This is a genomic window from Pseudarthrobacter sp. NKDBFgelt (assembly GCF_046097905.1).
Lineage (GTDB): Bacteria > Actinomycetota > Actinomycetes > Actinomycetales > Micrococcaceae > Arthrobacter > Arthrobacter polychromogenes.
This window is the reverse complement of sequence record NZ_JBJURL010000126.1, coordinates 1-5890: the sequence shown is the minus strand read 5'-3', so window position 1 is coordinate 5890 and position 5890 is coordinate 1. Positions and strand designations below refer to the sequence as shown.

General features: G+C 65.8%; 7 protein-coding genes and 1 pseudogene. 1 reads left to right on the top strand and 7 read right to left on the bottom strand.

Annotated features, from left to right (window positions below; translation table 11 throughout):
- Positions 1-118: 118 nt before the first annotated feature.
- Genes ACKAE7_RS20190 through ACKAE7_RS20180 form a run of 3 tightly spaced genes read right to left on the bottom strand, consistent with a single transcriptional unit; the run spans position 119 to position 2078 of the window.
- The gene (locus ACKAE7_RS20190; protein ID WP_408980122.1) at positions 119-523 is read right to left on the bottom strand and encodes a VOC family protein; all 405 of its coding nucleotides are present in this window, start codon (positions 521-523) and stop codon (positions 119-121) included.
- Between the two features lie 46 nt (positions 524-569).
- Positions 570-1205: a uracil phosphoribosyltransferase gene (upp, locus tag ACKAE7_RS20185; RefSeq protein ID WP_013599856.1), complete on the bottom strand. Its 636-nt coding sequence runs from the start codon at positions 1203-1205 to the stop codon at positions 570-572.
- Between the two features lie 12 nt (positions 1206-1217).
- The gene (locus ACKAE7_RS20180; RefSeq protein WP_408980123.1) at positions 1218-2078 is read right to left on the bottom strand and encodes a phosphatase PAP2 family protein; all 861 of its coding nucleotides are present in this window, start codon (positions 2076-2078) and stop codon (positions 1218-1220) included.
- 81 nt (positions 2079-2159) lie between these two features.
- Here ACKAE7_RS20180 and ACKAE7_RS20175 point away from each other — a divergent pair, with 81 nt between their 5' ends.
- Entirely contained in the window at positions 2160-2666 is a 507-nt protein-coding gene (locus tag ACKAE7_RS20175; protein ID WP_191036102.1) for a nucleoside deaminase, read from the top strand.
- A gap of 30 nt (positions 2667-2696) precedes the next feature.
- On the opposite strand, the gene ACKAE7_RS20170 is transcribed toward ACKAE7_RS20175, so the two are convergent.
- The 4 genes and pseudogenes from ACKAE7_RS20170 to ACKAE7_RS20155 form a co-directional block, all read right to left on the bottom strand.
- Complete coding sequence (locus tag ACKAE7_RS20170; protein WP_191036103.1) at positions 2697-3776, bottom strand: glycosyltransferase family 4 protein; 1080 nt, start codon at positions 3774-3776, stop codon at positions 2697-2699.
- Positions 3777-3780: 4 nt separating this feature from the next.
- Positions 3781-4179: a 6-carboxytetrahydropterin synthase gene (locus tag ACKAE7_RS20165; protein ID WP_190614438.1), complete on the bottom strand. Its 399-nt coding sequence runs from the start codon at positions 4177-4179 to the stop codon at positions 3781-3783.
- A gap of 3 nt (positions 4180-4182) precedes the next feature.
- Entirely contained in the window at positions 4183-5214 is a 1032-nt protein-coding gene (locus ACKAE7_RS20160) for a zinc-binding alcohol dehydrogenase (protein WP_190614441.1), read from the bottom strand.
- A 220-nt stretch (positions 5215-5434) separates the two neighbouring features.
- Positions 5435-5890, bottom strand: a pseudogene (locus ACKAE7_RS20155) (hypothetical protein); the annotation flags it as partial.

Below are 5890 nucleotides of genomic sequence, written 5' to 3'. Positions count from 1 at the left end.
CGGGCGCCGACTACCGCACGAATTACCGTACGCAGATCAATTGGGGCCTGAACTACATCCAGGAGCGCTACCAGTCGCCGTGTGGAGCACTGAACTTCCACTACGCCAACAACTGGTACTAAACCGAGGCGGCTTGCCCCTCGCGGTCCAGTACCTCCCGGCCCGGGATGCACTGGACCGCCCACCGGTTCCCGTCAGGATCGGCGAAGTACACAAAATGGCCCCAGTCCTGCACGTCCACATCGCTGACGTCTACCCCGTTGGCTTTCAGCTGCGCATGGGCGGCCTGGATGTCGTTGACCACAAGCTGCAGGTTTGAGCCTGTGCCGGGAGGCGCGTCCGTGAGCCCTTCCCCAATGCAGATGGAGCAGGCAGACCCTGGCGGGGTCAGCTGCACGAACCTGATGGAGCCGCTGGGCCGCTCGTCGAAATCGGCGTTGAAGCCCACCTTGTTGACGTAGAAGTCTTTGGCCCGGTCCACGTCGGACACGGGGACAAAAACGAGTTCCAGTTTCCAGTCCATGCGCACAGGCTAAGCCTTGCGGCGGGAAGCGGGAAAGGCTTGAGTCCTAGCCCGCGATGCCGTACAGGCGGTCGCCTGCGTCTCCCAGGCCCGGAACGATGTAGGACTTCTCGTTGAGTTTCTCGTCGATGGATGCCAGGACGATGGTGACGTTTGCGCCGGAGAGTTCTTCCTCCAGCTTGGCCAGGCCTTCCGGCGCGGCGAGCAGGCAGATGCACGTGACATCCGAGGCGCCGCGCTTGAACAGGAACTTGATGGCTTCGCGCAGTGTTCCGCCGGTGGCAAGCATGGGATCCAGCACGAAGATCTGCCGGTCGGTGAGATCCTCGGGGAGGCGCTCGGCGTAGGTAATGATGTCCAGCGTTTCCTCGTCGCGGGCCATACCCAGGAAGCCCACTTCAGCCGTGGGGACCAGCTTGGTCATGCCCTCCAGCATTCCCAGGCCTGCACGAAGGATGGGTACCACCAGCGGAGTGGGCTTGGTGAATGCCGTACCCACAGTCGTGCTGACAGGGGTTTCGATGGTGACGGGCTCGGTGCGGACTTCCCGCGTGGCCTCGTAGGCCAGGAGGGTCACCAGTTCCTCCGTCAGCTGCCGGAAGACCGGGGACGGAGTGTTCTTGTCCCGCAGGACGGTGAGCTTATGGGCGACCAGCGGGTGGTCCACAACGAGAGTGCGCATGGGTCAAAACTATCACCCGGCCGCCGGGCCGCTCCCCCGCTGCCCGCGGCCCGTGCCGGGCTGGGAAGCGCCGTCGTCGACCCTTGGCGGGGCACCGCCGTCGTTCTCCTTCGGGGCGGTACCGGTGGTGCCTTCCGCGTCCCCGGAGTGGTCCTCGCGCAGGACCGGATGTTCGAAGGTGGGCGCCGGGCCTGCGTGTTCGCGCCGCCGCATCACATGGAACAGCCTGTGGGCCAGGATCACGATGCCCACCCACGCCAGCCCCAGGAACCAGCCCGCCATCACGTCCGTCATCCAGTGGTGTCCCAGGAAGACCCGGCTCAGGCCCATGGCAAGGATGAAGAGTGTGCCCACCGTGATGGCTGCAATCCGGGCCCAGAGCACTTGGAACTGCAGGCACATGAGGTAGATCAGGACCCCTATCACCACAGTGGTATTCAGGGTGTGGCCACTGGGAAAGGACGGCGAGGTTTCGAACGGCGGGACGGCTTCGGCGTGGTCCGGACGGGTCCTGCCAACCAGCCGCTTGCCCCAGGTGGTGGCCAGCGTGGAGACCAGGGCTGCGCCGCCCACTAATACAATGGGCCGCCACGTCCTGCTCAGGAAGGTCAGCCAGGCGGTGAGGATGCTTGCCAGGATGGGCATGCCGATCCCGCCGCCTACGTTGGTGAAACCTGTGGCGAAGGCGTCAACCTCCGGGTTCCGCAACGACTGCGAGTATTCCAGTGCAGGAATATCAAGGCCCGCCAAGCCTTCCTCGTCCACGACGTCCGAGTAGACCTCAGCGCCCAGGAGTGCCAGCGCGATCACCAGCGTTCCGCCGATGATCATGGTCAGCCACAAGGCGGCGTACGGCTTGATCCACTTGTCCACGCGGTCTCGGACTGTGCTCACTGTGCCTCCCGGCGGATGTGCGTCACGGGCTCTGGGTACCTTCGAAACTATCATTGAGCCATGGTCTCCGCAGATAAGAAACACCATGCGTGGATGGGCCTTGCCCTCGCCGAGGCCCGGCGCGCCCTCGACACCGAGGACGTGCCCATCGGGGCGGTGGTCATTGGGCCCGACGGCGCAGTGCTGGGTTCCGGACGCAACCAGCGGGAAGAGCTGGGCGACCCCACCGCGCATGCCGAGGTGGTTGCCATCCGCGAGGCGGCGGAACGGCTGCGCCAGGTTTCCCTGCTCGACGGCGGCAGCGGAGGCGGCTGGCGGCTGGCCGACTGCACGCTGGTGGTCACCCTGGAACCGTGCGCGATGTGCGCCGGTGCGATTGTGCTGGCGAGAATCCCCCGGGTGGTCTTCGGCGCCTGGGACGAGAAGGCAGGAGCTGCGGGGTCGGTTTTCGATGTGCTCCGTGAGAGGCGCCTGAACCACTGGGTTGAGGTGTACCCGGGCGTGCGCGAGGCCGAGAGCGCTGCCCTGCTGCGTGAGTTCTTCGCCGGGCACCGCTCGCGGCTCTGATTCATGCGCGCTGTCAGAGAACCCGGGCTGTCAGCGAACCTGCCTGATTGCGGCCAGCACGCGGGCCGCTGGCTGCTCCCAGCCCGGCAGCCTGCCCCGTGCATCCAGCGCCCGTACCCGCCAGGCATCCCGGGTCCCGGCATCTCCCAGCCAGCGCCGCAGGGCCTCGGCCAGGATGGCCGGGTTCGCGGGATCGTCATCCGCCGGAAAGGCAACCTTCGCTCCCGGAAGAGCGCCGCCGTCGTCATCCTTCTCCGCTGTTCCCAGGCGCAAGGCCTCAACGGCGCCCGTGCCATCGCGCACCACCACGGGAATCCCGCGGGCGAGTGATTCGGTGACCACCATGCCGAACGCCTCGGCACGTGACACCAGGAGGCTGAGATCCGCCCGGCGCCATTCGTTGTCCAGTGCCTCGCCCGCCAGCTCACCGGTGAACTGTATCCGCCCGTCCAGCCCGTGCATTTCTACAGCGGCTCGAACCTTTTGTGCGTAATCCCCGTCTGCCTGGTCTGACCCGACAAACGATGCGGTCCAGTCAAGGTCCTGAAGCAGTGCCAGCGCGGAGACCGTGAGCAGCTGGTCCTTATTGGGCAGGAGCGCGGCCACTGTGACCAGGTGGGGCGGCGCGGACCCCTCAGCCAACGGCGTTGGGTCGGTGCCTGGGAGTGCGACCTTGAGCCCATGGAGTCCGTGGCGTTCTTCCAGGACTTTGCTGGCCCAGGTACTGGTGCACACCACGCCCGTGGCAGCCCGGAGGGACCGTGCTTCAAGCTCTTGATGTGCCGGGGCGGGCATATGTACCAATACCCATGTTTTGCGTCCAGCCTTGGCCGCAAATTCCAGTTCATCCGGTGCGCCCATCGCGATGAGCCCATCCACAAGGGATACGGTGTTTTCTGATTCCGCTTCACTCACCTGTTCCCACGCCCCCAAGAGGGTGCCCAGCCTGCGCCGGGCGTGGGCGCTGGCGTAGGGCCAGGAGCCTTCAACGGGGAGCACCTCCACGTCCACTCCCAGGAGCTTCAGCCCCTGCACCAGCCGCGCGTTGTAGATGTTTCCACCGGAATGATGGTGGATGTTGCCGGGAACCAGCAGCCGGATGCGGTCCATGGGATCAGGCAGCTGGAAGGTCCAGCGTGTACGTGGCCCAGGCGTCCGGGTTTTCGCGCAGGGTGACGTCGATCCCGGTGAGCTGGCCGCCGTCGGGATCGTCCTTCAGCTTTGCGGCAACGGACTGCGCGATGTATTCCGCGAGCGCCTCCGTGGTGCTGAGCTTGCCGGCGAAATCGGGATGCTCGTCCAGGTTGCGGTAGTTCAGGCCTGCCAGCACCTCCTCGATCATGGTGCCGGCGGCGCCGATGTCCAGGACGATCGCGTCCTCGTTGAGCTTCCGACGCCGGAAGGACACCTCGGCGACGAACGTTGCCCCATGCAGGGACTGGGCCGGCCCGAAGGCCTCGCGCGGGAGGCTGTGGGCGATCATAAAGTGGCGTCGGACGGTCAGGCTGAACATGGACTACCTCTGGTCTTCTCGGTTGGGGTGCAGGGAATCTTCGTTGCCCGGGTACTCAATGACGTGGCACAAGGCCTCGCGGTTGCCGTGGGCCAGGTCCTGCACAACGCCGGGCAGCTCAGCGAACGGCGAGGTGCCGGTGAGGAAGGCGTCGAAAACCGGATCCTTCAGCAGCGATACAGCGAGGTTCAGGCGGTCGGCGTTGGTCCTGCGGTGCCGGCGCGCTCGTGCCACCACTCCCACTTGGCTTGCCCTGATGGACAGGCGCCGGGCGTGGAAGTCCTCCCCCAGCGGCAGGGTGACCCCGCGGTTCGCGTACCAGGACATTTCAATGACGTCCGCTTCGTCGCCCGCAAGCTGCAGGCTCCGCGCCAAGCCTTCCTGGGAGGCGGAGCAGTGGAACACGATGTCACAGTCGGCGAGGGCGTCATCCGGGTGGGCGAAGCCTATTCCCAGGGTGTCCGCCAGTTGCTTCCGGCCCGGGTCCAGGTCCACAAGCTGCAGGCGTTCCAGCGGAAAGGTCCTCAGCAGGGTGGCCACCATGCCTCCCACAAGACCTGCGCCCACTACCGCAACCCGGTCACCGAGCCTCGGGCCGGCCTCCCACAGCGCATTGACCGCGGTTTCCACGGTTCCGGTCAGCACTGCCCGCCGGGACGGGACGTCATCGGGAATCCTGGTGAGTGAACTGACGGGCACCACGTAGCGGTCCTGGTGGGGGTTGAGGCAGAAGACGCGCTGCCCCGGCCAACCTTCCGGCCCTTCCTCGACAACACCCACGGACAGGTATCCGAATTTCACCGGCCCCGGGAACTCACCCTCCTGGCGGGGTGCCCGCATCGCTTCAGCCACCCGGGGTGGGACTGCGCCGGCGTGGACCACCATCTCGGTGCCTTTGCTGATGCCGGAATAGAGGGTGCGCACCAGGGCTTCGCCTGGGCCAGGGGTTGGAAGGTCCTCGGTGCGGAGTTCGCCCTGTTCCTTGGCCGTTGTCCAGTAAGCGGTTGCTTGCGGGGGACTGGTTTGATTAGTCATCTTGCTGATGAATCTAGCCCTCCTGGCGTGGACCGCAAAAGTTGGCCTTTGCCTGGTTCGGATTCCTGGGGCTCTGGGCTGTGCTTGGACCCCCTCCCCAACCCGGTTTATGCCTGGGCCGTCTCCCCCCGACCCGGCCTGAGGTTAAACCGACTCCCTGACCCGCGGCTGTTGACCCCCGCACGCCGGGCTGCCCGTGTCTGTGAGCATTTGGTGCCGGCTAGGTCAGTGCCGGGTCCCGGTCTCTTATCGGGTCCCACTCACTTGTCGGGTACCAGCCACTTATCGGGTCCCAGTCATTCATGGGATCCCGGACATTCAGGGGGTATTGGGGCAGGACGGGCGGCAGGGCGTGGAAGTCTTCCCAGAGGGGGTCGTCCACGGGTATGTCGTCCAGGTCTATGAGGTTGTCATCTTCAGGTTCCTCCTGTGGAGGTTCCAGGTGCAGGAGGTCTCCGGCAGGGCAGGCACACGCGCCGGGCATGGGCGGGTAGGGCAGCATGCCGCGGACTTGCCCGTTGTGATGCTCCCCCGGTTCCAGCGCCGCCGGCAGGGCGGACAGGACAGATTCCGGCCAGTGGGTTGGCTCCCAGTCCTGATGTTCGCTTTTGTAGTGCCGCCCGGACGGTGAGATCCAGCCGGGTGGTTCATCCTTGGTGGCCGGTGTCGGTTTCCA